The 26,113-nt window shown below is 45.6% G+C and carries 25 protein-coding genes; 15 read left to right on the forward strand and 10 right to left on the reverse strand.

What is annotated here, in order from left to right; translation table 11 throughout:
* Positions 1–318 precede the first annotated feature (318 nt).
* From CGRAC_RS05265 to CGRAC_RS05285, 5 genes are all read right to left on the reverse strand, one after another.
* Entirely contained in the window at positions 319–4,791 is a 4,473-nt protein-coding gene (locus CGRAC_RS05265) for an autotransporter outer membrane beta-barrel domain-containing protein (RefSeq protein ID WP_050346322.1), read from the reverse strand.
* Between the two features lie 495 nt (positions 4,792–5,286).
* Complete coding sequence (locus tag CGRAC_RS05270) at positions 5,287–6,090, reverse strand: transporter substrate-binding domain-containing protein (RefSeq protein WP_005870746.1); 804 nt, start codon at positions 6,088–6,090, stop codon at positions 5,287–5,289.
* 101 nt (positions 6,091–6,191) lie between these two features.
* Positions 6,192–6,998 (reverse strand): transporter substrate-binding domain-containing protein, encoded by an 807-nt coding sequence (locus tag CGRAC_RS05275; protein WP_005870745.1) that lies wholly within the window; start codon positions 6,996–6,998, stop codon positions 6,192–6,194.
* A 94-nt stretch (positions 6,999–7,092) separates the two neighbouring features.
* Positions 7,093–7,902 carry a transporter substrate-binding domain-containing protein gene (locus CGRAC_RS05280; RefSeq protein ID WP_005870743.1) on the reverse strand — a complete coding sequence of 270 codons (810 nt, stop codon included), beginning with the start codon at positions 7,900–7,902 and terminating at the stop codon, positions 7,093–7,095.
* Between the two features lie 413 nt (positions 7,903–8,315).
* Positions 8,316–8,819, reverse strand: coding sequence for a hypothetical protein (locus CGRAC_RS05285; protein ID WP_005870741.1), 504 nt, complete (start codon positions 8,817–8,819; stop codon positions 8,316–8,318).
* Between the two features lie 83 nt (positions 8,820–8,902).
* Here CGRAC_RS05285 and CGRAC_RS05290 point away from each other — a divergent pair, with 83 nt between their 5' ends.
* From CGRAC_RS05290 to CGRAC_RS05315, 6 genes are all read left to right on the forward strand, one after another.
* Positions 8,903–9,781 (forward strand): aminotransferase class IV, encoded by an 879-nt coding sequence (locus tag CGRAC_RS05290; protein WP_005870740.1) that lies wholly within the window; start codon positions 8,903–8,905, stop codon positions 9,779–9,781.
* Positions 9,782–9,898: 117 nt separating this feature from the next.
* Positions 9,899–10,216, forward strand: a complete 318-nt coding sequence (locus tag CGRAC_RS05295; protein WP_005870739.1) for a hypothetical protein — start codon at positions 9,899–9,901, stop codon at positions 10,214–10,216.
* 422 nt (positions 10,217–10,638) lie between these two features.
* The gene (locus tag CGRAC_RS05300; protein WP_040303724.1) at positions 10,639–10,914 is read left to right on the forward strand and encodes a hypothetical protein; all 276 of its coding nucleotides are present in this window, start codon (positions 10,639–10,641) and stop codon (positions 10,912–10,914) included.
* 36 nt (positions 10,915–10,950) lie between these two features.
* Positions 10,951–11,283 (forward strand): hypothetical protein, encoded by a 333-nt coding sequence (locus tag CGRAC_RS05305; protein ID WP_005870737.1) that lies wholly within the window; start codon positions 10,951–10,953, stop codon positions 11,281–11,283.
* Positions 11,274–11,975, forward strand: a complete 702-nt coding sequence (locus CGRAC_RS05310) for a nucleotidyl transferase AbiEii/AbiGii toxin family protein (protein WP_005870735.1) — start codon at positions 11,274–11,276, stop codon at positions 11,973–11,975. Before CGRAC_RS05305 ends, CGRAC_RS05310 begins: the two co-directional genes overlap by 10 nt.
* Complete coding sequence (locus tag CGRAC_RS05315) at positions 11,972–12,646, forward strand: AAA family ATPase (protein WP_005870733.1); 675 nt, start codon at positions 11,972–11,974, stop codon at positions 12,644–12,646. Before CGRAC_RS05310 ends, CGRAC_RS05315 begins: the two co-directional genes overlap by 4 nt.
* A gap of 873 nt (positions 12,647–13,519) precedes the next feature.
* Here CGRAC_RS05315 and CGRAC_RS05320 read toward each other — a convergent pair.
* Complete coding sequence (locus CGRAC_RS05320) at positions 13,520–14,860, reverse strand: ATP-dependent DNA helicase (protein ID WP_005870730.1); 1,341 nt, start codon at positions 14,858–14,860, stop codon at positions 13,520–13,522.
* Positions 14,861–14,916: 56 nt separating this feature from the next.
* On the opposite strand from CGRAC_RS05320, the gene CGRAC_RS05325 reads away from it, so the two are divergent.
* Positions 14,917–16,305 (forward strand): SH3 domain-containing C40 family peptidase, encoded by a 1,389-nt coding sequence (locus CGRAC_RS05325; protein ID WP_005870729.1) that lies wholly within the window; start codon positions 14,917–14,919, stop codon positions 16,303–16,305.
* Between the two features lie 340 nt (positions 16,306–16,645).
* On the opposite strand, the gene CGRAC_RS05330 is transcribed toward CGRAC_RS05325, so the two are convergent.
* The 3 genes from CGRAC_RS05330 to CGRAC_RS05335 form a co-directional block, all read right to left on the reverse strand.
* Positions 16,646–17,209, reverse strand: a complete 564-nt coding sequence (locus CGRAC_RS05330; RefSeq protein WP_005870727.1) for a methyltransferase family protein — start codon at positions 17,207–17,209, stop codon at positions 16,646–16,648.
* A 355-nt stretch (positions 17,210–17,564) separates the two neighbouring features.
* Complete coding sequence (locus CGRAC_RS11860; protein ID WP_156187201.1) at positions 17,565–17,738, reverse strand: hypothetical protein; 174 nt, start codon at positions 17,736–17,738, stop codon at positions 17,565–17,567.
* A 51-nt stretch (positions 17,739–17,789) separates the two neighbouring features.
* Positions 17,790–18,809 carry an ABC transporter substrate-binding protein gene (locus CGRAC_RS05335; protein WP_040303722.1) on the reverse strand — a complete coding sequence of 340 codons (1,020 nt, stop codon included), beginning with the start codon at positions 18,807–18,809 and terminating at the stop codon, positions 17,790–17,792.
* A 159-nt stretch (positions 18,810–18,968) separates the two neighbouring features.
* On the opposite strand from CGRAC_RS05335, the gene CGRAC_RS05340 reads away from it, so the two are divergent.
* From CGRAC_RS05340 to CGRAC_RS05355, 4 genes are all read left to right on the forward strand, one after another.
* Positions 18,969–20,393 (forward strand): SPFH domain-containing protein, encoded by a 1,425-nt coding sequence (locus CGRAC_RS05340; RefSeq protein ID WP_005870721.1) that lies wholly within the window; start codon positions 18,969–18,971, stop codon positions 20,391–20,393.
* Positions 20,394–20,564: 171 nt separating this feature from the next.
* Positions 20,565–20,777 carry a hypothetical protein gene (locus tag CGRAC_RS05345; RefSeq protein WP_005870720.1) on the forward strand — a complete coding sequence of 71 codons (213 nt, stop codon included), beginning with the start codon at positions 20,565–20,567 and terminating at the stop codon, positions 20,775–20,777.
* Positions 20,778–21,061: 284 nt separating this feature from the next.
* Positions 21,062–21,739, forward strand: coding sequence for a hypothetical protein (locus tag CGRAC_RS05350; RefSeq protein ID WP_005870717.1), 678 nt, complete (start codon positions 21,062–21,064; stop codon positions 21,737–21,739).
* A 115-nt stretch (positions 21,740–21,854) separates the two neighbouring features.
* The gene (locus tag CGRAC_RS05355) at positions 21,855–22,595 is read left to right on the forward strand and encodes a sulfite exporter TauE/SafE family protein (RefSeq protein WP_005870713.1); all 741 of its coding nucleotides are present in this window, start codon (positions 21,855–21,857) and stop codon (positions 22,593–22,595) included.
* Positions 22,596–22,656: 61 nt separating this feature from the next.
* Here CGRAC_RS05355 and CGRAC_RS05360 read toward each other — a convergent pair whose 3' ends face one another.
* A complete protein-coding gene (locus tag CGRAC_RS05360; RefSeq protein WP_143297848.1) occupies positions 22,657–23,277 on the reverse strand; it encodes a hypothetical protein in 621 nt (206 codons plus the stop codon).
* 449 nt (positions 23,278–23,726) lie between these two features.
* Between CGRAC_RS05360 and CGRAC_RS05365 the strand changes: the two genes are divergently transcribed.
* From CGRAC_RS05365 to CGRAC_RS05380, 4 genes are read left to right on the forward strand one after another with little or no spacing between them, the layout of a single operon-like run.
* Positions 23,727–24,404 (forward strand): CsgG/HfaB family protein, encoded by a 678-nt coding sequence (locus CGRAC_RS05365; RefSeq protein ID WP_005870708.1) that lies wholly within the window; start codon positions 23,727–23,729, stop codon positions 24,402–24,404.
* Between the two features lie 9 nt (positions 24,405–24,413).
* Positions 24,414–24,908 (forward strand): DUF4810 domain-containing protein, encoded by a 495-nt coding sequence (locus CGRAC_RS05370; RefSeq protein ID WP_005870707.1) that lies wholly within the window; start codon positions 24,414–24,416, stop codon positions 24,906–24,908.
* Complete coding sequence (locus CGRAC_RS05375) at positions 24,905–25,585, forward strand: DUF799 domain-containing protein (RefSeq protein ID WP_005870706.1); 681 nt, start codon at positions 24,905–24,907, stop codon at positions 25,583–25,585. The genes CGRAC_RS05370 and CGRAC_RS05375 overlap by 4 nt, the downstream gene beginning before the upstream one ends.
* Positions 25,586–25,603: 18 nt before the next feature.
* The gene (locus tag CGRAC_RS05380; RefSeq protein WP_005870705.1) at positions 25,604–26,062 is read left to right on the forward strand and encodes a DIP1984 family protein; all 459 of its coding nucleotides are present in this window, start codon (positions 25,604–25,606) and stop codon (positions 26,060–26,062) included.
* Positions 26,063–26,113 lie beyond the last annotated feature (51 nt).

Here is a 26,113-nt window from a genome sequence, read left to right on the forward strand (position 1 = left end):
CGCAAGGCTCCGCTTTCACTCATTTGATTGCACTTTTGCCGTAAATTTTAAATTTGAAATTTCGTATCGCAAAATTTTAAAGCGGCATAGAAAGCATAGAATTTTATGAATCGTCTTGTGGCGCTTGCGGTAAATTTTACGCGGGCGGATACAGCGCGTTTAATAAGATCGTTATCGCATAAGAGCGAAGCTATGAAATTTATCTAGTGCGTAGTGTCTAAATTTAAAAAGGGGCGAGAAATCTCCCGCCCCTGAAATTTTAAGTATAGGATTTGATTTTATAGATGTGTGAGTTAGAGCTTGCTTGCCCCTTAAAATTTAGAACATCACCTCAAACCCTGCATTGATAGCACCGCCTCTTGTTTTGCCTACGTAGCCCTTGCCTCCTAGGTTAAAGATAAGGTTCTTGCTCTCATACTTATAGCCCGCTTCAAATACTCCGGTTGAACCTTTTAGGCTAGGCTTAGGAGCGTCAAGTCCCATAGTAGATGCTTTGGCATCTCCGCTAAACTCATACTCGTATGCGCCTCCAAAGTATAGGTTATGCTCATCTTTTAGATTTATAGTATCTCTAAGACCAGCTCTTACTCTATTAGATGTAATGCTATCAAAGTGATATCTCTCACCAGAGCTTATAGTAGCATCTGCATCATCCGTGTAAGCATATAGCCATTTAGTATAAACGTCTAGCTTGTTTCTTTGGCTTAGATCAAAGATCTGACCTATTCCTATATGAGTAGCCATATAGGTTGAGCTTATATCAAACTTCTCATTATGAGCTAATACTCCAGGAGCTATGGCATAGGTCCAGTCGTTACTATTGTAGTCGCTGCTTATCTTACCTACGTGAAAGCTTGCATCTAGATAGGTACCACTAGTAAAGTTTTGCTTTAGCATCAAGCCTCCGCCTATATACTCGCTATCTCCGTCTGCATGTAGGCCATTATCTAAGTAGCTATCGTAGTTTGCTCTTCCATATTCAACGAATACTCCGCTTAAGATATCTCCTGCGAAATTCTCAGTTAAGCTAGCAAGTCCTGCTGCAACGCCATAGCCTTTGGAATTTACGTGCGAGCCTGTCTCATACCTTAGATCATAAGCTTCGCTTATAGCAAAAGGAAATAGCTCTAAATGACCATCAGGTATTAGCTTATCTAGGTAGTTGGTAATTAACTCGCTTCCGCTCTTTAAGCTAGCCAAGCTTGCGGCACGAGTTTCTGCGAAGGATTTGGTATTATAATTTACGCGCGCGCTAGGAGCCGAGGAAGCATCAAATCCTAAATTTAGATAATTGCCGCTTTGATAAATTTTAGGGCTATAGCTTAGGCTTACTCCTACATTTAGCGTTGCGTGCATATTGGCTGCGTTAGGAGCTATAAGGCTGCCGCTTCCTTGCTTATTGATTAGATGAATCTCGCTGCTTGGACTTAACGGGCCGCTTACTCCGCTGATATAAGCCGTGATATTGCTTACGTTGCTTAGATCTGTGTTAGCGGTAGGATCGCTTAGAGTAAGTACACTATCGCCTGCTCTAATAGAGCTGGGAAGGAAGAAATTTAACCTGTCAAAGCCGCTAATATTTTTAGCGCTTAAGGAATTTACTGCCGCAGGAGAGCTATTGCTAGCTCCTATGTTAAGGGTGTTGCCGTTACCGTTTGCGCTTATTACGCCTACATTATGACCGCTGATAAAATTTAACGTATTATTTGCGCCTGCTGCGTGGATATTTCTAGCGTTAAAATTCTTATCCTCCCCCGCTTTGCCTATATCTATGTTATTTCCGTTAAGACCGCCGGCACCAAGATACTTCCGTAGCTCATCTGCATCGAAATCCCCATTTATGCTCTCGTTAGTCTTAATAAGCTTTTGGATATAAAGCTCCCGCTCATCCTCGCTTATATGCATACCGCCTATGTTTCTGCTAAAGGTATTGGCGTCCTTTATGACATAGTTTTTATTTAGCTGAGTTACGTAGCCCTTGTCTTTAAAGCGCGGATCATATCCGGTAAATTTACCGCCTCCGCTTTTATAGGCAAGGGTATATTTCTTATTGTCGCCATCTGGATAGCTTGCATTATTTAAAGCGTTAAATTCGCTTGCGGAGTTTACGAATATATCGGTACCGCTTAGATCGGTATTGCCGGGACCCGTTAAATTTAAAGCTCTTTTGGTACTTGATGAAGTATCGTTTTCAATCTCGCTAAGAGAAGCTAAGTTAAATTCCAATTTATTGAAATTTGCAAAATTCCCTGCATTTAGGCCATTGCCTGAGTTTGAAGATAGGATATTTAAGCTGTTGCCCGAATTACTAGCGTTTGCGCTAGATACTCCGTATATCGTGCCTGCTACGCTGCCGCCTCTGAAATTTACTACGTTGTCGCTGCCGCTAGCGGCTTCCGCTGCATAGACGTTGCCGGCGACTTGCGTGTTGCCGTTTAAATTTACAGTGTTGGAGGAGGCGGTGCCGCTAGCCTTTCCGCCGTATACGCTTCCGCCTACGTTTACCGAGTTAAGAGTTATGGTGTTGGAAATCGCGCTGTTTCCCTTGCCGCCTACCGCCATTGCTCCTACGCTGCCGTTGTTTATAGTTACGATATTGGATTTGGCTTCTCCGTTGCTAGTATTGCCGCCATAAATGCTATTACGGATTATTGTAGCATTCGTAGTTACGCTATTGTCGTGGACGTTTCCGCCGCCGCTACTACTATGAGTGATGCCCGCATTTACATACCCCACGTCTATTCCGCTTGCTTCGAAAGTTACGTGGTTATTATAAATTTCTTGCGGGGTAGCGGAATTTGAATACCCGCCGTCGATCTCGCCTATGCTGCTTCCGCCCTTGATCTTGGCGTGGTTATCGTGGATGCTATTGCTTCCGTCGGTAGCGTCGTCTCTGCCCGAGCTTATGTTTTTGCCGCCTAGATTGCCTGCAGCCTCTTTTACGATTACGGTGTTGCCCTTATTGCCGAATAGCTCAGTAGCACCCGCAGCCTTGTTGGAATTTTGATTTTGCATTAGCTCGCTTTGATCGAAGTTGGGGTCTATCCAAGAGCGAGTTAGAGTGCCCTTTTGCATGATTAAATTCTTATTGTTTTCGACTTCGATCGTGGTGCCGGTGATTTGATAGTGGTCTTTGTCGGTAATCGTGTAAATTTGATTATCTTGCACGGTTTGCGCGGCTCTGGTGATCGTGCCGCCACCAGAGTTGTGGATCAGATAGTACTTTCCTTCGCCAAGATCTGATTTTATACCCTCTATCTTTGTGCCGTTTAAATTCGTATTGCCGCCAGTGGTTAGAGTAAGCGGCGCATCGGCCTCGGTAGTGGAATATAGATCGTGAAAATTTATAGAGCCGAAATTTTTAATGTCCTTGGCTTTTTTCACACCGCCGCCGACCCAATTTTCTATATGCAATGTATTGGTTTTATCCGTAGGCTTATTGCTGCCGTAGATCGTGCCGTTTATCGTGCCGCCTCTAAAATTTACGTTGCTATTCTCGACGCTGCCGCTTGTAGCGTAGCCTGCAAAGACGTCTCCTGCTATCGTCGTTCTTTCTTTATTGATATAAACGACTGCATTTTTGACGCTTCCCGCGCGTGCGCCGTAGACATTGCCTCCGATGTGCACGCCTTTATTAGAATCGAATGCCCCTAGAGTAACTCTATCGCCGTCCGATTCGCCTGCGATGCCGTTTGCTGCTGCAACATCGTCCTTTACGGTGCCTTTTAAAATATCAACTACGCTTCGCGAGCTTGAGGCGCCGCCCAAAGAGCCCGTGACGCTGCCTACGATCGCATCGTCGTTATTGATCTCTACGCGATTTGCGCTCATTGCGCTAGCGCTATTTGCTTGGCCGCCTACTACTTGGTAATTCTGCGCTTTTAGTCTTGCGTTTATGGATACGGAGTTTGCGCTAGAGTTTCCACTTCCGCCCGCTGCGCCCCAAATTCTACCGCTTCCATTTAGAGTGATAGTATTTGTGCTGCCGTAATAAGGCACCGTTATATTGACGCTATTAGAGCTGCTTTTTCCCGTGGAAGATTGAGCGCCGAATATATCGAAGCCCCCTCTAAACGTGCCGCCTTTGATAGTTATTCTATTTGATAGGGCATCACCGCCGCCGCTTACTATGCCGCCTACGATTACATTTGTAACGGAGCTGTTGCCGATAGTGCCTCCGTCGATCGTTACGGCGTTAGAGGAGGCTCTTTTATCCGCTCCACTTCTGCCGCCGATGATATTATAATGTCTATTTGAGCTACCGCCGAAGTTATCGGCATTTCCCGTGATTTCGGCGCCGTATTTTACAAAAACCTGATTCCGCGTCGCTTCGCCTTCGTTGCCCGTTTTAGACGCCGCTATGCCTTGCCCGCCCACGACCAAATTTACCTTAGAGCCGTTTTCCAAGCTCACGTAATTATCCGATACGCCCTTAGCTTCGGCGCCTATTGCGATACCTACATAGGCGTTTGTGCCTCTAATCGTAAGCCTATTATTGGAAGCAGAGTTTAACTCGGTAAAGCCAGCGATCCCGTCGCCGCTTCCTCCGCCGTAAATCACACTGCCGGAGTAATCCGTTCCACCACTTGCAACGCCCGTAATCGTCGTAATATTGCCGTTCGGGCTGGTGCTACCGCTGCCGCTAGTATTGCCGCTAAATCCCGCCGAATAGAGGTTGTTGTGAGTATGGATAAGCGGCGGATTAGAATCTGAATTGCAAAGCGCTTGTGCGGGCGCTAGTGCGAGCACCGCTGCGAGGCTAAGCATAGAGGAGCAGATGGATTTTTTCATATATTGATCCTTTGAAATTCGTAAAGTTTGCGATTATACATAAAAATAGATCAGTTTGCAATATGAAAATCACCGATCGGTTTTTTACAGAGGGGGGCTGCATTTGTAATTTTAAGTAATAAAAATTTACTCTTTGTGCAGAATAAATTCCTGGCTGAAAAATTTAACCTTTTTTTAGTGGGGGGGGGGTATTTTGAGCGGATTGCAAGTGGTAAAAAAATTCTAGTAAAGAGATTTTTAGTAAAATTTGAAATAATAAAAATCTGAGCTAAATTAATTCTGGTAATTTCAAGCTGCGGTAGAATTTATGCAAGATAAATTTTAAACGAGCGGAATTTTATATAAATGCCGTTTCGCCCGCGAAAAAGCTTTTTTGAAAAATTTAAACAAGCAAGATTGCGCGATAAAATTTTACGTGATCCCCGCCGCAAGCGCTAAAGTATAGCAAGCAGGAGATAAAATTTACGTGATAAATTTTAAAATAAGCCACAAATCCTACAAGAAGCTGTAAATTCCATCTAGCAAGAAATATCTTTTATCCGCAGCGCCGTGATAAAATGGGTTAAAAGTCCCTTCGTATGCCTTTTCAAAAAAACCTTCTTTGCTTAGCTTTATAAGCTCTGCATTGACGAAGTCTAGTAGCTCTTTATTGCCCTTCTGTACGCCAATGCCCATGAAATCGGGCTTGCCTAGAGTTTTAAGCGGTACTTCTACCTCGCTATCGACTACCGGATATGCCATTGCGATGAGATTATCGGTCGCGTAGGCGTCCACGTCGCCGTCTTTTAGCATGCGGTAGCACTCTCTAGCGATCTTGCAAAATGTAAAATTTCCAAAGCCTTCTTGTTTAAAAAACGCCTCGCCCGTACCGCCGCTTTCGAGCAAAATTCTCTTCTCTCGCAGATCGGCTAAGGATTTTATTCTATCGGCTTTGCGGGTTAAAACTCCAAGATTTACTGAAAAATACGGTGTTGAAAAATCGATCTGCTGCGCGCGTTCAGGCGTAATGGTAATCGTAGCGATAACGATATCTACGCGGTTGTTTACTAATGCTGGAATTCTATCCTCGACCTTCATCGGCACAAGCTCGATTCTGCCGCCTTTTTCGCCGAAAAGATCATTTGCTATGGCCTGTGCCATTGTAACTTCAAAACCCTCGAAAGTCCCATCGTTTAGCTCGCTAAAAGGAGGCTGTCCGTCGTAAACGCCGATGCGAACGACGCCTTTTGATCTGATCTGTTCCAAACTATCGGCGAAAGCAACGATAAATGGTAGCAACATTGCAAGAAGCAATTTCATGGCAAATCCTTAAATTTAATCTCTTTTCCGCTTTCAAATGAAGCAGGAAATTTTATTTGCTAAAATTTTAAAAGCCGAACTTAAAAATTTAAAGCAAGCTCTTAGAGCATATTATAAATTCCATCTAGCAGAAAATATTTCTTATCTGCTGTACCGCGATAGAATGGATCAAAGCTCTGCTCGTAGGCCTTTTTGAAAAAGCCCTCTTTGCTTAGCTTGATGAGCTCTGCATTGACGAAATCAAGTAGTTCCTTGTTGTCTTTCTGCACGCCGATGCCGATGAAATCGCTAGGGCCTAGGTTTTTAAACGGCACTTCCAAAGTATCATCGATGACGGAATATGCAAGCACGATGAGATTATCATTTATATAGCCGTCCGCATCGCCATTTCGAATCATTTCGTAGCATTCCTTAGCCGAAGCGCAATGGCCCAAATTTTTAAATCCTTTGTTTTTGAAAAATCTCTCCGCCACCGTCGCGTCGCCTTCGAATACGATCTTTTTATCATGAAGCTGTGCGATATCGGTAAAAGCGTCGGCTTTGCGGGTTAATACGCCTAAATTTACGGAGAGGTAGGGGAGGGAGAAATCGATTTTTCTTTTTCGTTCGTTGGTGATGCTAAATAGACCGATCACCAAATCAAGCTTGTTTGCCTCTAAAAATGGAATTCTATCATTTACGCTTAGTGGGATAAACTCGATTTTGCCCTCTTTTTTGCCGAAAATTTCTTTAGCAATAGCGTTTGCAAGATCGATCTCAAATCCTTCAAATTTGCCGCCATTAGACTCGCAAAGCGGCGGATGAGCATCTCGCACTCCGATGCGAATGACGCCGTTTTGTCTGATTTGATCTAGGCTATCGGCAAAAAGCGCCGCACAAAATAGAGCCGCTATAAAAAGTAGTTTCATTTTATGTCCTTAAAATGGGATTTCGCATATTATCCGCTTATAATAAATGACATTTTAGTCGAAGGCGTTAGATAAAACACTGCTAAATTCCGTCCTAAAATATGGCATAGAGCCCATCTAGTAAGAAATATTTTTTATCTGCAGCACCTTGATAAAATGGCTTGAAAGTTTCATCATAAGAACGTTCGAAAAAGCCTTGTTTACTAAGCGCAACCAGCTCTTTATTTATCAGATCAAGCAATTCAGTATTGCCTTTGCGCACTCCGATGCCTAAGAATTCCGGATTGCCTAGATTTTGGATTGCTACTTCTAAATTGTCGTCGATAATGGAATAAGCTAGCACGATGAGATTATCGTTAACGTAAGCATCAGCTTTGCCTTGTTTAAGCATATCGTAGCATTCGGTAGTAATGGAGCAATGGATTAGATTGTGAATTTTATTTTTATACAAAAAATTTTCTGCCGTAGTACCGTTACCCTCTACTAAGACTTTTTTGTTTGAAAGATCGTCTATGCTTTTGATGCCGTCGCTTTTACGTGTCAAAACTCCCAAGCTCATCGAAAAATATGGATAAGAAAAGTCGATTTGCCTTTTTCTATCTTGCGTTATCGTGATGGTCGCGACTGCAAGATCTACCTTATCGTTTTGTAATGCAGAGATCCTATCGCTGGCGTTTAAAGGGACGAACTCGACTCTACCGCGCTTATCACCGAATATGCTCTTAGCTATAGCGTCTGCAAGGTTGATTTCAAAGCCTTCGAAATTACCACTTTTTTCATCACTAAAAGGCGGCCTACCATCACGAACACCGATTTTAACGACTCCGGCAGATCTGATCTGCTCCAAACTGCCCGCAAAAACACCGCTGCAAAGCGTAAAAATAATGCAAAAAAGTAGCTTCATAAACTATCCTTTTCTTAAATTTTAATATTATCTCTTAGATATTGCGTGATTTTACCCTAAAATAGTTAAACATAACTTCAATTACATAATACGGATTGCTAAATCGGTAGTAAGCGAACGAGATTTATAATTTAAGAAGCGATAGATAAAATTTTATGAAGTGAAATTTGGCCGTAGCGAAATGTCGCGCAGGAAAGTATAGACTTTAATTAAAATTTATCTATCGTAATTTACGGCGCAGTTTTGCAGTATCGGCATAGAATTTTAATATTGGAATTCATCCATCGTGCCGCTTGCTTTTCGAGCCGTAATTTTACGTCTTGCCTACGTGCCGCATATTTCGCAATAAAATTTTAAAATTTGCTTGGATCGTAATGCTTTTTTGCGTTATAGAATTTTGCGGTATTTTAAAACTATTTTTCGCCGACTTCTACGATTTTGCTTAGCACGTATTGTTCTAGCTCGCGTCTAGGCACGTCATTTTTGAGCGCTTCGTTGTAGATATTTTCGACTATGCGGCTGTATTTTTCGTAAGGAAAGTAGAGGAAATGGTTCGCCCAAGCTCGTTTGATGAGCTCGTGGGTTAGCTTTTTTCTAGCCCACGCTTTAAAGCAATCAAATCCGATAAAAACCGCCGACGTCGCTATGATCGTAAATAAAATGGAGAAGTGAAAGTCGATCTTTTCAAACATCGCGTGTGTCAGCGTTATCAAAAACATTACGCAGACAAATGCGAAGCAGGCGAAGATCACGTAGGATTTGCCGTATTTAAATTTAAAATTTAGCTTCGAAGGATCGACGAGCATTCCGTCGTTAAACTCGGCGTTGGCTTCGAGCAGATCACGGAAAAGCACGGGTTTATGCGACACATGAAACATAATTTCTAAAAGCCTATCTTTAAAATTTGATTTATCCATCGGAGTTCCTTCGATTTTTGCGGCATTATATCTTAAATTAAATTGTTATAAGATAAAATGATGCGAAATTTCAAGGAGCGATTATGTTTGAAATCAGCGGAATGAGCGGCGACGAGATAGTTTATATTAACGGCAAGTTTTGCAAGGCCAAAGAAGCCGCGATAAGCCCTTTTGATCGCGGTTTTGTGCTCGGAGACGGCATCTATGAAGTAGCGCCCGTGGTAAATTCTAAAATTTGCGACAGAGCGGATTTTTGGGAGCGCTTTGAGCGCAGCGCCGCGCAGATCGAGCTAAAAATTCCATATTCTCGCGAAAAATATGAGGAAATTTTATATGAGCTCATCGCGCGTAACGGCGTGAGCGAGGGCGCTTTCTATACTCAGATCACAAGAGGCGCGGCGATGCGCGATTTTGACTACGTCCGTGGCATAGAGCCTAGCGTCTTTGCCTTTGTGTATCATACGCAAATTTTTGATAATCCGCTCGCAAAAGAGGGGATTGAGATCGTAAGCTTGCCCGAGATCCGCTGGCATAGGCGCGATATAAAATCGATCTCGCTTCTTGCACAGTGCATCTTAAAGCACGAGGCCCACAAGGCGGGCGCTTATGAGTGCTTTTTGATCGAGGATGGGCTAGTTACCGAGTGTTCGAGCTCCAGCGCGTTTATCATCAAAGATGACGTCCTTATCACGCGGCCGCTTTCAAACGACATACTGCCCGGCATCCGCCGCAAGGTGATCTTAGGCCTTGCCGAGCAGGCGGGGCTTAGCGTGCAGCAGCGAGCGTTTGGAATGAGCGAGGTTTATGAAGCCGATGAGGCCTTTATCAGTGCGGCGACGCTGATGGTGCTGCCGATCGTAAAAGCAGACGGTAGAGCGATCGGCGGCGGCACAGTCGGCAAATACGTACCGCGCCTGCGCGAGATGTATGCCGCGCGACTAAGAGCCGAAGCGGGACTGTAATAGGGCGGTCAAAGTTAATCTAAAAATTGTAATATTATTGGTAATACTTTCTAGCAAAGGAAATTTAAATGGGATTATCAAAGCTCAAGGAAATAAAAAAGATTAAAGGAGTAGAAGATGCTTGGCACCAAAATAGTAATGGATGAGGCTAAAATTATACGCGAAGGTAGGTGTGATCTAGCTAGAGTGTATCAAATAATCGATAAATTTGCGCAGGAGTGTAACCTAGTAAAAAAAGATAAATTTACCTATCTTTGCAAGGAAGACGACGAGCAGGATCTTCCTCATTTAGGTAAATTTACTCATGCTTTTTTACTGAATCAAAAATTCTTTCGTGATAATGTGAAAGAATGGAAATGGCTTGATGGTGAAGATGGTGAGAAAAATCTTATAGATCGTATACAGGAATTTGAACGCGAAGGATATTTTAAATGAGCGTTCGCGTCCGTAAAGCCATAAATTTTGATCTTGCTATCAAAGAGGCAAAAATTCAAAGGCTCATCATAGGGCGAGTGCGGAAAAAGCCGTCTAGGCGTTAGGCGACGCAAAGGCTAAAAAGAATTTTAGATATTTTCTAAGGAGAGGCGATGAAAAAGCTAACGACGAATTTATCTATGATAAGCATATCGATAAAGCAATCACAAGCCGTCAAAAAAAATACTTGAGGACTTAAACGAAGCTTTAAATTTAGGAGCGAGTATAGTCGAAACCAGCGAGGTATCTGATGATGAAACTAAAAGCAAAGTAAAAAATGCTAAAAAATTTATCGGCATGGCGGATCATATTACCGCAGCAGATGAGGAAATCAAAGAAGTCATAGCCTTGACTAGATTAAGAATCTAAAATAAAGGTGTATTATGCAGACACAAGAATTTGTAAAATTCGAGCTCAATATACCAAAAGAGCGTCAGGATCTAATAGATGTAGCTAAGTTGTTGTTTGAAAAAGTTAAGGATTTTAAAAGGTTAGATAATATAAATGTTACAAACAATAATGAGGAAGTGCTAAGTGATGATATAGAAAATAATGAAAGAATCAAAGAATTTAAACAGCTTTTTAGCGGTTTTGCCGTAAAGGAAATACCAAAGAAAGAGGATTTAGACTATATTAGGATAAAAAGATGCGTCAAATAAAAGCGCCCTAACGCCTGATGAGTAAAGGAGATAAGCATGCAATTAAACAAATATGAGCAAATCACGATAGCAAAAAATATTCTAAAGACTTGCTATTGGGGCAATACGAATTATACGCCCGAGTATATAGTAGAAAATATTCATAATAAATTTTTTGCTAGAAAAATTTTCTCCGCGATTTTGGAAAATTCTAAATTTATGACGATGGATTTAGCCATTATGGATGAACGCTTTGTGGTGGAATTTTTAAAAGATTGGCAAAATAAGCCTATAAATTTTAATAAAGAAAGAACGAGATTGAGGCTGGATGCTTTAATAAACGCCTATATCGACAGCTCGTATCAGCTAAGGGATATGAGATGGAACTAAAAAAATACTACGATAAGCTATACCTAGCGCAAGATAAAATTTTAAATTTGCTCGCCAAAAGCTCTTGTTATCTTTATCTGACGGGCGGAACGGCACTTCATAGATTTGTTTTAGATGGCACTAGATATTCGGACGATATAGATCTATTTACCGGTGCTAAAGATGTATCCGCTAAAGACGAAATGGTTAAGCTTGTAAGATTTTTAAAACAAAGTGGCGTCGTATTCGACATTGCGGTAGATTCTTCAAATTTTAAGCGTCTAATCGTCAAGGATGCGGGCGTAGATTTAAAGATCGATATAGTTTATGACGTTACGGAACATATAGGGGATTTTGACCGCAAACACGGCTTTTTGGTGGATAATATCGAAAACATTTTAGTAAATAAATACGATTTTGCATTATCAAGGGAGCAGAGCAGAGATATTTTTGATATATACACAATTATAAAAAATAGTGATGTGGATCTGCTAAAGAGTATGAAAAATTTAAGCAAAAAGAGCGCGAGCGAGCCGGAGACGATATGTGCTAGGATCAAAAGCTTTCCCAAAGAGATGATAGAGGCAAAGGACATAAGAGCTAAAAGCGATGCAGTTTTGCAAGACTTTATGGATAATTATAAAGCGACTTTTGATAAATTTTTTAACTTGCGAAAAGCGCTAAACTTCGCGTTTAAAGGACAGGGGCTATGAAAAATTTATATATTTTCGCAGGCGTAAACGGTGCAGGCAAGTCGACGTTTTATATAAATCAACTAGAGAGCGATTATTTTTACGGCACTAGAATTAATTCGGACGAAATCGTTAAGGAATTTGGAGACTGGAAAAATAAAAAGGATCAAAATAGAGCCGGCAAAATAGCGCTCAAGCTTAGAGAGTCTTACCTGCGCCGGGGGATAGATTTTAATGTAGAAACTACGCTAAGCGGCCGCGGTATAGTTAGATTTATAAGCGCTGCAAAAGCGTCCGGTTATAGGATAACGCTCTTTTATGTGGGTCTTGAAAGCGTTGATCTGTCAAAGCAAAGAGTAGCCATTAGGGCACAAAAGAACGGCCATAGCATAGAGGAAGCCATATTGGAACGTAGATATTCGCAGAGCTTCGATAACCTCGCTAAAGTGATTCCGTTTTGCGAGGAGATATATTTTTATGATAATAGCAGAGAAATTTTAAACGAGGAAGATCAGAAATTTTCGAATTTACGCCTGATAGCCAAGAAAGAAAACGGCCAGATCATAACGCTTGGCAAGGTATCGTGGCTTGAAGATGTTATAAAGAATGCGAGTGAAGACTACCCCGCCGCCAAAGAGTTTCAAAAAGAGGGTAGAGCTTATACTAATAAAAAATTTCAAGAGAAAGAATAGAAACAGCAGCTAAAATAGAATTTGCAAAGTATTGAAAATCAGTTGGTTTTTACGAGGAAATTTTAAAAAGGAAGAGAGGGCACAACCGCCACGTACCTCTTCCACGAGAGCTATTATAACATTTTGTTCTGATAAGAATCTAAATTTAAAAAGCTTTATGTAGAATGCAGTTATAGATACAGCGTGCAAAATTTAAAGAGTAGAGATTGATAATCCAAAAGCAAGCGCGAGCCCAGGGCACACATCTACCCAAAAAGCTTGCGCTCTGACAACTCAAGGGACTAACGCCACGAGCATTGCTAACTAAAATTGTACCACTCCGTTCTGATAAGAAGCTTAAAAAAGACATTATAATTTAAATGTAATTAATAAAGCGTCGAAAAGGAGGGTCATCTACCGCCACTATCCCCTTTCGACACAGGTATTATAACATTCTATTCTAATAGGGATCTAAAGAAAATAATAGTATTTCAAAATTTGTCAGTGCAGGAATTTTATGAGTCTAAAAAACTTGATAGTAGTGAGGTGCTCTGCTTTCAAAGAAATCAAGGCAGAAATTTTAAAGAGCTTGGTATAGAAAAATTTAATAGCAATTGTTAACTCAAAAAAAGTCGTAAACTCAGGTCTATATAATTAAAAGATTCGCACTAGCAGGTCGAAAGGGAGGGTCTAATTGCGCCGCTGTCCCCTTTCGACATCGGTATTATAACATATTTACAAAAATTTTAAATTTTAAATTCACACAAATTCTAAAATAGACTAAAATTTAAGCTTAGCTGTGCGTTGCGGCAATTCGTACTACAAATATCGTTAAATTTAAAATGCCGCAAAATTTCAAAATTCTATGCAAAATCACAACTGCATTTGTTAAATTTATTCCACCTTTTGATCCGAAATTTTATAAAATTCATTCTCTTGATAAAATTTCACCACAGCCTCATCCGCGCTTGCGCTGCGCTGCAAATACCGCAGCAAGGGCTCTGATCGCGTATATATCACGTCTAGCCCCGCAAGGCTCGTCGCGCGCGAAAGCGCCACGTAGAGCTGCCCTTTGGCAAAGATCCTGTCGATGTCGCAGATGAGCTGCGGGATGCTCATGCCTTGGGATTTGTGGATCGTGATGGCGTATGCGAGCTTGAGCGGGAACTGATAATACCGCGCCAGCACGATCTGCTCGGCATCCGCGCCGCTTGCGGCGATCTCGCTTAGTTCGTATGTTTGCAGCCCCACGCGACTTAGCATGCCCGAGGGCTTTTTTACGACCACGCTTTCGATCTCGCCGCCGGAATCTTTTTCGATCTTTTCGACGACGCCTTGCTCGCCGTTAAAAAACTCGCCGCTTTTGTTTGCGGTAAACAGCACCTTTGCGCCCTCTTTCAGCGTCAGACTTTGCGGCGCGTTTAGCGAGGCGATCCATTTTTGAATTTTCTGCTCGCTCACTCCGCTTTGTAGCGCTTCATAAACGCCCTCAAAGCTGCTCTGCGGCGTATTCAGTTTGGCTAGTCTGGCGTTATTTATCGCATCCACTTCGGCGTTTCGGCCCGAGATTATCGTAGCGTTCGGCTCAGCTCGCGCGGCATCGATGAGCAAAGATCGCATCAGCTCCGCCGTCTGCTCGCTTGGGGTGCCGAGTCGCAGCTCGCAAAGCAGGCGGTATAGCGCTGCATCTGCGGTGCGCTTGGAGCCTATCATCTCGACGTAAAAAAACTCGCACTGCCTCCACGCGTACGAGCCGAAGGCGTAATCCGAGTCGCTAAATAGGCTCGCGCGCGTCGCGCTCTCGCCCTCTTTGCGCACCGGCGGAAGCTGATAAAAATCGCCCGTAACGAGCAGCCGCCCGTTAAATTTAGAGCTTGAAATTCTAAGATAGATCATCTCGAAAAGCTCGGCGCCGATCATCGAAATTTCATCGATCACGATGAGATCCGCGAGGGCTAAAATTTTTCGCAGCTCGCTTAGCTTGCCGCTTTGTTTGCGATCGAAGCTTTTTAACTCCTCGTGGTTTTTGCAGATGCCGAAGCGGAAGAAGCTATGCACGGTCACGCCGCCGATCTCTACGGCGCTGATGCCAGTGCTGCCGAGCACGATGACGAGCTTGCCGCGCGCGCGGTAATCCTCGATGAGCTCTTTTATCACGTAGCTTTTGCCCACGCCTGCGCCGCCCGTGATGAAAATATTGCGATCTTTTAGCTTTTTGATGATGAAATTTATCAAGTTTTTTCCTATTTTTTGGCAAAATTATAGCTAAAATTTTTTAAAAGGCATTTTGTTTGAAACGATTAGTATCTCTCATCTTCGCAGCTTTAATCCTTGTAGGTTGCGGCGAAACCGTCGGCCCGCGCAAGTTTATCCCGGAAAATCCCGCTATTTTGGATCTCGAATACGCTCAAAACAGCGAGCGGCTGCCGGCTCCTGCGTCGGTGCAAAACATAAGCGGAAAAGCGTTTAAGAGCCGCTATTTTAAAATTTGGTTTGACGATGCGCCGATTAAAGCCGAAATCGACACGTTTTGGGGGCTTAATTACGCCAAGGGACGCCACTTTGACGCCGCAGGCAGAATATACGACGACGCGGTTTATCAAAGCATTCGCGCAAACGCCAATGAAGAGGCATTTGGGCTGATTTCAGCGCCCGCTATAACAGTAAAAAACGCGCTGCTGCGAAATATCCCAAGCGACTTGCCGATTTTCGGCGATCCGAGCGAGCCGGGGGAGGGCGCGCCGTTTGATTACGCCGCAAATTCCGCCGTGAGCGTGGGCTATCCGCTGCTGTTGTCGCATTACAGCAGAGACGGCGCGTGGGCGTTCGTGCGCAACGACGGCGTGTGGAGCTGGATAAGAAGCGATGCGATAAAACGCATCAGCCCCCAGCAGGCGGATATTTATGCAAATTCTAAATTTATAACGATCCTGCGCGACGGCGCCGCCGTTTATGACGAAAACGGCGCGGAGCTTTTTAGGGCGCGCACAGGCACGATCCTGCCGTATGATTTTAGCGGCGAGCGCGATCTTGGCGGCATGCTCGGCGTACGGAGCGTATTCGGCGGCGAAATTTTAACTCAGTTTGGCAGCAGGAGATATTTTGTTAGCGCGGAGGATGCGAGGCTTTGGCCTGCGCCGCTTGATGAGCAGAACTCAAAGATCGTAGCCGCTAGCCTGCTCGGGCAGAAATACGGCTGGGGCGGGTATAAATTTCTTCGCGATTGCTCGCTTATGACGAAAGACTTTTTGGCAAATTTCGGGCTGTGGCTGCCGCGAAATTCTAAGGCGCAATCGGGCCGCGGCGAGCGTTTTTCGCTAGCGGGGATGAGCGCGGATGAAAAGCTTAGCTTCATCGGCGAAAACGGCGTGGCGTATAAAACCCTGCTGTATATGCCCGGCCACGTGATGCTCTACGTAGGGCAGGTGGATGGCAAGCCTGCGGTGCTGCACGATATCTGGGGGCTTCGCACGATGGACGGCGGGCGCGCGGTCATCGGGCGCACGGCGATTACGTCGCTTACTATCGGCTCGGATCGCGCGGACATCGCCGAGGATCGACTGCTAATCTCGCGTATCAGCGCGATGAGCGTACTTTCGGGCGAGGAGGACGGCGTTTTGGACGATCGGTTCACTCCTGAGGATCCGAGCAGCCTATCTGCGTATGCGAGCGGAAATTAGGCTGCTTGCGGGTATGGGCGTGAATTGGACTTCGCTTAGCAGCTGCCGTCATAGTTTGCTTTTGCCGTTAGTGGAGTCGCGCGCTTGACGGACGCCATAATGCCTGCAAGCGTAAATTTAAAATGGCGTTTTTAAATACCGACTATTTTAAATTTAGCCTAGGCGGCGAGCAAATTTGAAATTTTGAGTTTTTAAATTTAGTTCTAAATTTAAGCCTATATCTCGCAGTCTTTAAAATTTCGAGCAAAATTTTAAAATTAGCCCGCAAGTCTAGTTAAATTTTAAAAATACCGTCTAAATTTACGCTTCTGCTTTAAAGCTCAATCGCGCGCCGCTCCCCTTAAAAGAACAAAAAATATCTCGGCGTCTTGCGTTTATACTCCAAATACTCCCGCCCGTAGGCCTGCTCGCAGTAGCGCTCCTCGCCCAGGACCACGAGATGATTGTATATGGCAAAGGGCACTATCACTATGAGTAGCCACGGCGACGCTGAAGCGACGCAAACGCCCGCCATGCCGAGGAAATAAAAGAAATACATCGGATTGCGCGATAGGCGGTAGATGCCGCCTTGTGCGGCTTTGTCCGCAGGGGCCGCCGCATAGTCGTGAAACGCTTTGATGAAGCCCGCAAAAGCCGCTACGTAGATCACCGCTCCGATCCAAAACCACGCGCTACCCATCTTAAGTGGCACGAACACCGACAAAATAAGCAGCGCTACTTGCAGCAGCGAGCTTATGATCGCATTTCGCTTGTCCGCGAGCGTGTACCACGAGGTATCGGTGGCACGTTTGCCGACCTCCTTGTAGATAAACATATACGCGAACTGTATCAGCACCATCGCAAATGAGGGTATCCAAGCGCCTGCTAGAGCAGGCTTAAGCGTCGTAAAAAATGAAATTTCCATGACCGCCCCTTTGGCTTTAAATTTTATCTTGCAGCTTTGTTTTGCCCTTGTTTGCTTGCCGTTGCTTTGCCCTTTTCTACTCGCCGCGGATTTAAATTTTACTTCGCCTCGCACCGCCCGTTTGACATGCTGTGGCTATGTTTGCTCGGCACGCCGCGCGTTAGGGATGTCGCTTCGGTTGGAACCATGCGGCAGCGTGCCCGCTCATTTGGGATCGGCACCCATAATCAGGCAACGATGCGCTTACTTTATATAGGCTGTTTGCACTTTGACGATGCTCGCGGTACGGCGGCGTTTGCTTGATTAGGCGATATGAAACGCCGTTTATCTGTGGCGAGACGATATGAGGCACCGTTTATTTGATGCCGATGTGCCCTTTGATTTGACGTTCGGCATCAAGACCGCTTATTTGGCGGGACGATCCGCCCTCAAGAGCCGATAAGATAGCACTCCGCTCGGCACCGATGTGTGTCGCACGATGAAACATTCTGTACCGATGTACCTGCCGCACGATGAGAAATTTCGGCACGGGTGCTGCCTACTAGGTACGGCGCTGACGCCGTTGCTTCGGTGCCGCGTCTTATTTACCCTCCGGGCTAAGTCCTTTTAAAATATATCCAAATTCCTCGTCGCTTAGCTCGTAATTCATAAATTTTTTATAAAACGCCTTAGTTTCGGCTTTTATGTCAATGTCGGCAAAGAGCTCCGGCTGGATGGTTTTCGCCGCCCATAAAATTTGAAGCACCGTATCCGCGCCGTATCGATCCCAGTTGAAAACCCCGCGCGGATTGCCGTAAACGCGCCCGTTTTTGACCGCATCCGTGCCGCTGTAAACCGGACTAGATTTGATTTTCTCTACCGCATCTTCGTTGTGATCGCCGCCCACGATTATGATCTGCGGGTTGCTAGCGATGATCTCCTCGGCGGTGATGGTTTTCATCGGGCCTTTTGTGGCGGTGATCGCATTCGTTCCTCCGGCTAGCTCTATCCACGAGTCGATCAGCGTGCCCTTGCCGTCGATCTTTAAAAGATCGCTTCCGCCTACGATGTGAAGGACGCGCGGACGTTTATCGGGGCTTAAATTTGCGGTGCGGCCGCTAACCAAAGCGATATTTTTATCGAGATTTGCGATCAGATCCTTCGCTCTTTGCGGCGCGTCGCCTCCTAGCATATCGCCGCACATCCTGATACTACGCCTCATCTGCTCGTAATCGCTAAAGCTCGCCTTTAAAACGGTAAAGCCCTGCTTAGCTAAATTTTCGCCTGCCAGTGCGGTTGGGACTATGACTACGTCAGGGTTACGGCTCATTAGCTCCTCTAAATTTACGTCATTATTTTTTAGCAGCACAGGGATCTGCGCCAGGCGCGGATAAATTTTAAGAAACCACGCGTTTTTGCTGATGTTATCGGTGGTAGCGACGATCTTATCCGCTCCTCCTAGGGCCAGTAAAATTTGATTGTTCGAGTGCCAGAGTGCCGCAATACGCTCAACTTTTGCGGGGATTTTGACCTCAGCTCCGTCCATATCCTTGATAGTTCTAAGCTCTGCCGCACTCGCAAAAAGCGCACCCGCCAAAAGCAGTAGTAAAAATTTTTTCATTTTTTCTCCTAAAGGGCATTGAAATATATGCCGCGATATTACATAAAATCTCATTAAAATTCCGTAAATTTTAACTGCCGCCGCCGCGATTATTTATTATTTTTCAAAGTAAATTTTTATATAATCCATTTTAAATTTAGCATTTTTAAAGGAGAGAAAATGGATGAAATTTTATATTTAATAGGCGCCGCCGTCGGGGTTTTAATCGTGCTTTTTATCATCGTGCCGCTGTTTTTCAGGCGTATAGTGGAGACGAACGAAGTGCATATCGTCCAGAGTGCGCGCAAGACGACGAGCTACGGCAAAGATACCGGTAACGGCAATAGCTACTATGAATTCCCGAGTTGGGTGCCGGTGCTGGGCGTTACGAAGATCGTTTTGCCGGTCTCTGTTTTTAGCATCAAGATCGAGGATTATGAGGCGTATGATTTAGGCAGACTTCCTTTCGTAGTCGATATAACGGCGTTTTTTAGGATTATGGATTCAAATTTAGCCGCGCAACGCGTCAATAATTTTGAGGATCTTAACAATCAGCTTAGAAATATCATTCAAGGCTCGATCCGCTCGATCCTTTCGAGCCGCGTGCTTGAGGACATCTTGCAGATCCGCTCCGAGCTCGGAGATGATTTTACCAAGGCAGTAAAGACGCAGCTGCAAAATTGGGGTATCGAACCCGTCAAAAACATCGAGCTGATGGATATCCGAGATAGCAGCGGCAGCAAGGTCATCTTAAACATCATGGAGAAGAAAAAATCCCAGATCGAAAAGGAAAGCCGCGTCGAGGTCGCAAACAACACCAAGCTCGCCCAGATCGCCGAGATCGAAGCCGCGCAGGCGACCGAAGTGCGCCAGCAGGAAGCCAATAAGATGGTAGGCCTTAAAACCGTCGAAAACGAGCGAGAGGTCGCGATCTCAAAGGAGCAGGCCGAGCAGCTCATCAAGGATCAGCAAAAGATCACGCAGGAAAAGGCGATGGAGGTCGTGCGGGTAAACGACGTCAAGCAGGCCGAGATCAAAAAGCAGGTGGAGATCGTAAAGGCCGAGCAGGAGCAGCGCAAGATCGAGATCGACGCCGAAGCGCGCAAAAACGCCAAGATCCGCGACGCCGAAGCGATCAAGGAAAATCAAATTTTAGTAGCGCAGGGCGATAAAGAGAAGCAGTTTCTCGCCGCCGCGGCGCTTTTGGAGATGAAGGATAAAGAAGCGCAGGGTACGCTAAAGATAGGCTCTGCAGAGGCCGAAGCGCTTAGGCTAAAAGAGCTCGCGCCCGTAAACGCGCAGATCGAGCTGGCGCGCGAGATCGGCGAAAATCAGGGATACCAGACCTATCTCATTTCGATCAAACAGATCGAAGCGAACCGCGACATCGGCCTAGAGCAGGCCAAGGCGCTAAGCGCGGCGGATCTTAAGATCATCGCGAACGAAGGTAGCGTGGGCGAGGGGATGAGTAAATTCGGCGAAATTTTAAGCGCCAAAGGCGGCACGCAGCTAGCCGCGATGCTTGAAGCGCTAAATCAAAGCGAGGTCGGCAAAAAGGTGCTGGATAAAATTTCAGATGCCAAGGAGGGGGACAAATCCGAGTAATATTCGTAGCGTCCGGGGCGAGTAAAATTTAAATTTATATGCTAGCGGCGCTGTGGACGAGGGTAAATTTGAGTGATAGCTGGTGGCGAGATTATTGCACTCTTGATAGGAGCAAAATTCTGGGGAGTAAATTTTGAATGATAGCCAGCGGCACAGCGCGGGCGAGCAAATTTGAGCGGTCCGCTCGTCTGCGCGGTTTGGCTGCCTGCATTAGATAAATTTAAAGCACTAGTGGAATTTAAAGGTTGTGAAATTTCAAATACTCGCGGAATTTCGGATTTTCGTGGGATTTTAAAACGCCGCGGAATTTTAAATATCGTGAAATTTAAACGCCGCGGAATTTCAAACGCTAGTAAAATTCACGCCCTTGTGCGGAGTATTTAAAGGCGGCGCTGTATCGCAAGTATTTGCAGAGCGCCGAAACTGCTGGTAAATTTTAGAAAATTGGCAAGGCGAGATTTAAAATTTAGACGCGGGTGCATAGCGCTCACGGATTGCACTTAGTAGTTGTAGGTTGCCGCCTAATGCTTGAGCTCTGCCGCCTAGCGGTCAAATTTTGCCGACTAGCGAGGCTAAATTTATTCGGTTCGCATGAAATTCAGGAAGCGCGAGCCGTTGGCGGCAGCGCAAAATTTAACCCGCCCGCATAAAATTTTAAGGAGCGCACGATGCCAAATGCCGTAAATTCCGCGCAGTACCTGGCGCGTATCAAGCAGGCGGAAGCTCTTTTTGAGGGGCAAAATTTTACCCGGCGCCAAACGATAAATTTAGGTAGCGGATATGAGATCGTAAAGGACGCATATAGGCTCGGCGCGGCAAATTTTAGCGGCGGCGAATACACGCTGTTTGGCGCGCCGCAGATAATAAGCTGGCGTAGCATAGACGATCGGGCGGAATTTTTTAGCCTGATCCGCCACGCAAACGGCAAATTTTACCTCATCTTTCGCCAGGATCTATACGGCTACAGCGTGCTTGAACTGGATCGTGGGCGGATCATGCGCTTTGTGCCGGACGCCTGGACGCTCGGCAAGGAGAGCTTCATTTGGGGCGGCGTGCACTATCTGCGGGGCTGGGACGCGCTGGCCGTGAGCGGCTGCTACTGGGGCGCTCCAAACGGCGTGCATTTGGTGAGCTTTGCCGAGCCTATGAGTGAAGAGCAAAGATATGTAGACGTTTTAGACTGCATGCAGGGCGGCTACGACATCTACGAGCAGGCTGATTTTGCGGGCTTTGAGGGTAATGAACTGAGCCTAAAATGCTTTCGCGCGGACGCCTTGCGATATGAAAAAGTAAAAATTTCGCGCGAGCAATACCGCGAATGGATGCGCGAAGCAAAACGGCTATAAGGCTTAAATTTGCTAAATTTCGCGCTTAAATTTCAAGGCTTGCAAGCGGTAAATTTTAATTACAAGCCGCAAAAGCGGAATTCAGAGAGACCAAAGGGGCTGAGAAGGAATACGGATGTTTTTTGAATACATTTTAATCGGCGCCTGCGTAGGCTTTATCAGCGGATTTTTCGGCATCGGCGGCGGCACGGTCGTGGTGCCCGTGATGATGCTCTTCGGCTACGACGTCAAGTACGCCATCGGCATCAGCATCATGCAGATGATCTTTAGCTCGATATTCGGCTCGTTCGTAAATTTTAAAAGCAAAATGCTAGATGTCGCGCCCGCGCTGGTGCTGGGGCTCGGGGGCTTTTGCGGCGCGCTTAGCAGCGGCTTTATCGTAAGCTATTTCTCCTCAAAATTCCTTCTGGGCACGCTTATTTTGGTACAGATCATAAATTTAATCAAACTCTTTAAAACCCCGACCGAGCCCGCGGGCGAGACCAACAAATCTAAAATTTTACTATTTTTGGTCGGGCTGTTCGTCGGCGCCGTGGCGATCAGCGTGGGTATCGGCGGCGCGGTATTCGTGATGCCTATTTTGATCAGCTTTTTAAACTACGACATCAAAAAGGCCGTCAGCACGGGGCTATTTTTCGTGATATTTTCCTCAAGTGCGGGCTTTATTAGCCTCTCCGCGCACGGACTCGTGTACTACGAAATCGGCGCGTTGCTCGGCGTCGGCTCGCTTGCGGGCGTTTATGCGGGCGTCAAAACCTCGCACAAGATCGGCAAAAAAGCTCAAAAGCGCTGGATGATAGCTCTCATCGTCGCGATACTTTGCGTGACGATCAAAAAATTTATCGCCCTAAACTAGCGCTATTCGTTTCGCCTGCCGCGCCTAAATTCGGCCTAGAGCGTGCTTTAAATTTTAAAATTTAAACTTCATCCGTTTGCGCGAGCGATTTTTGAAATTCGTATTTGAAATAAAACGCCCACGCTAGCGGACAAAGGATTATTAAAATGGCGGCTACGACGTCGGCGGCTTGCGCATGAAATATTACAAATAAGGCACCTATGTAGTTAAGAACATAGGCAAAACCCCAAAATACCGCGTTTGAGCGGTCGTTTGATATCTCGGTTGCGACCGAATAAATACAAATGCAAATTAGCGAGGCAATTAAAAAGGCCTCAAGGACGCCTAGCTTTTGGTAGTTTACGTCCGAAGAAAAATAACCCAGCGCGCAAGACGCCAAGATTATCGCGAGTAAAATTTTGCGTAAAATTTTAAGCGATTTGACTTCGGGCGAAGCATAGATTATATGCGCGCAAAGAGCTATAAAATAGGCACCTGCGACAAAATCGAAAAATATGTAATAAGCGAATTCTCCAAATATCCCCAAATCATAGCCGCTTCCTAAAATTTTTTCATCTATGACATATAGCGCGCCGAATTTCGCCGCTAAAAATACAGCCGTAAGCAGGATTGGATGCAGCAATACTCTACCTGCAAGCAGGTCCGTGCAAATGCGCCTCAGGAAATTTATCAATCTTTTCACGCTAGGCTCCTTTGAGATTTCGCTTCTTGCGACGTCTTTCGTGAAATCTTCGCCGCCTGATTTAGGTTTTCGGAGTTTTAAATTTAGTTTCAAATCTGGCTAATTTTAGTTTTAAAGCTTTTAAAAATCGCTTAGAGGCAAAAGCGTAAATTTGCGCGCTTGGGGGTAGGCTGCATATTTTAAAATTTACGTTGCTTAATTGGCCTTCCTATTGCGAGCTGTTTACGGGCAAGCACATATTGCAAAAGGCGCGGATGAAATTGGGCAAAATCTACTTATTGATCAGCTCATTGCAATATTTTATGCATAAATAGCATGAAATTGAATTCATTGGCTTTAAAATAAATCACGCTCAAAGCCCGCTCATATAAATTTGCACACTTAAATTCATAGATAAAATTTTAAGAAAAAATGAGATATTATACGTAAATTTTTTCAAGGAGTAAAGAATGAATTTCAAAAAAACCATATCGGTTGCCGTTATTGCGGCTTCGGTGCTGGCGCTATTTAGCGGATGCGCGAAAGAAAGCTCTCGCGTAGTACAAACCCCTACGGTAGCGAGTCTAAATACCAATTACTCGGGCGAGCGGATCGCCGTATCGGTAGGACGCTTTAACAATCAGTCCTCTTACAACAACGGCGTGTTCTCCGACGGAGAGGACAGACTGGGTAACCAAGCGCAGACAATTTTGATCTCAAGCTTGCAGCAAACAGGACGTTTCTCGGTGCTTGATCGCACGAATATGCGCGCCATCAAAGAGGAAAGCGCAATCTCTAAAAGCGCACAAAACTTAAAAGGCGCCAGATACGTTATCACCGGCGATGTGACTGAGTTTGGCCGCAAGACGACCGGAGATCATCAGTTGTTTGGAATTTTGGGCAAAGGAAAGACCCAAACGGCGTATTCTAAAGTAAATTTAAACATCGTTGACGTTAGAACGTCCGAGGTGGTCTTTTCGACCCAGGGCGCAGGCGAATACGAGCTATCAAACCGAGAAGTGCTAGGTTTCGGCGGCACTGCAGGCTATGATTCGACGCTAAACGGCAAGGTGTTAAGCCTGGCGATCATCGAAGCGGTCAATAATCTCGTAAACGGCCTTGAAAACGGCGCGTTTAAAGTGAGATAAGGATAAAATTTGAAAGCAAGTAGCGCTCTTGCGCTCGCTGCTGCTGCCGTGATCTTTTGCGGCTGCGGCGGCGGGACGCGGAATCAAATTTATTACTGGGACGGCAGCTACACGGACTCGACCTATCAGTATCTAAAGCAGGAAGGCGACGTAGGCGAGCAGATCGAAGCGCTTGAAAAATCTATCCAAAAGGCATACGAAAAGGGACTTAAAGTCCCGCCTGGGCTTTATTCGCATCTGGGACTTTTGTATCTAAGCGCGGGCAACGGCGCGAGGGCGAGGGAGAATTTCGAGAAAGAAGCTCAGGCCTTTCCTGAATCAAAGCCGTTTTTAACCTTCGTTACAAACCCTGCCGCGCTTAAAAAAGCTGAGGCTGTGACCAAGCCGGGCGCTGATAAAGTCCAAGGATCAAGCGAACGCGAAGTCGCCAAAGCAGCCTCTGCAAAGCAAGGCAAAGCTGCCGCGAAACAGGGCGGCAAAACGAATAAAAAGGCTAAAAAATGAAAAATAAAGCTCAAATAGCTATTTTTAGCGTATTCGTGGCGCTGTTTTTTAATGCGTGCGCTCTAAGCGAGCCTGAAATTTACGACTACTCGGCGCTTCAGCAGGCTAAGCCGCGATCGATTTTGGTGCTGATGCCGAGCAACGAAACAACCGAAGTGGACGCAGGTGCTGCCGTGCTCGCCAACGCGATCTATCCGCTAAGCGAGGCGGGGTATTACGTATTTGATCCGGCGCTCGTGCATGAGACCTTCAAAAATAACGGAATTTACGAGGCTAGCGACATCCAAAATGTCTCCGCGCACAAGCTAAGGCAGATTTTCGGTGCGGACGCCGTGCTGTATCTGAACGTCGTCAAATACGGCACTTCGTATATGCTTATCAAAAGTACGAACGTAGTGGCGGTCAATGCCAAGCTCGTGGATCTGCGAAGCGGTGCGACGCTCTGGGAGGGCTCGGCGCAGGTCAGCGACGACTCGGGCGGAGGCGGTAACAATCTCGTGGGTATGCTAATCTCTGCGGTCGTCAAACAGATCGGCGATACGATCACCGATGCGGGATACAAGCTTTCTGCAAGCGCGGATGTGATACTTTTGGGGCAGAACTGCAATAACTGCTTACTATACGGTCCGTATTCGCCGCATTACGGTCAGGATAGGCAGCTTGGCGGCGGCAAATAAATTTTAAAAAGGACGAAAATGAAACTAGCCGAGGCGCTGATACTGCGCGCAGATATACAAAAACGCATCGAGCAGCTAAAATCAAGACTCGCGGACAACGCGAAGGTGCAAGAGGGCGAAAAGCCTAGCGAGGAGCCAAAGGTGCTGCTAGCCGAGCTGGACGCACTCACAAGCGAGCTTGAGCGGCTGATAGTTCGGATAAATTTAACCAACTGCACCGCAAAAGCGGACGGCAAGAGCCTAACCGAGCTAATCGCCAAGCGTGACATACTCACGCTAAAAGCGGGTGCGCTACGGACTTTCGCGCAAGCTTCCGCGCAAAAAGTAGACGTTTATTCGCGCAGCGAGATTAAAATCCTAAGCACGGTCGACGTCGCGGCGCTACAAAAGCAAGTAGATGAGCTAGCCAGGCAGATCAGGCAGCTTGATACGACGCTGCAAGGCGCAAACTGGCAGACCGATCTGATCGAAAGCTAAAAGCGTAAAATTTAGAAAAATTTCGGGTAAGTATCGCAAGAGGCGAGTACG

The sequence above is a fragment of the Campylobacter gracilis genome (genome assembly GCF_001190745.1).
GTDB lineage: Bacteria > Campylobacterota > Campylobacteria > Campylobacterales > Campylobacteraceae > Campylobacter_B > Campylobacter_B gracilis.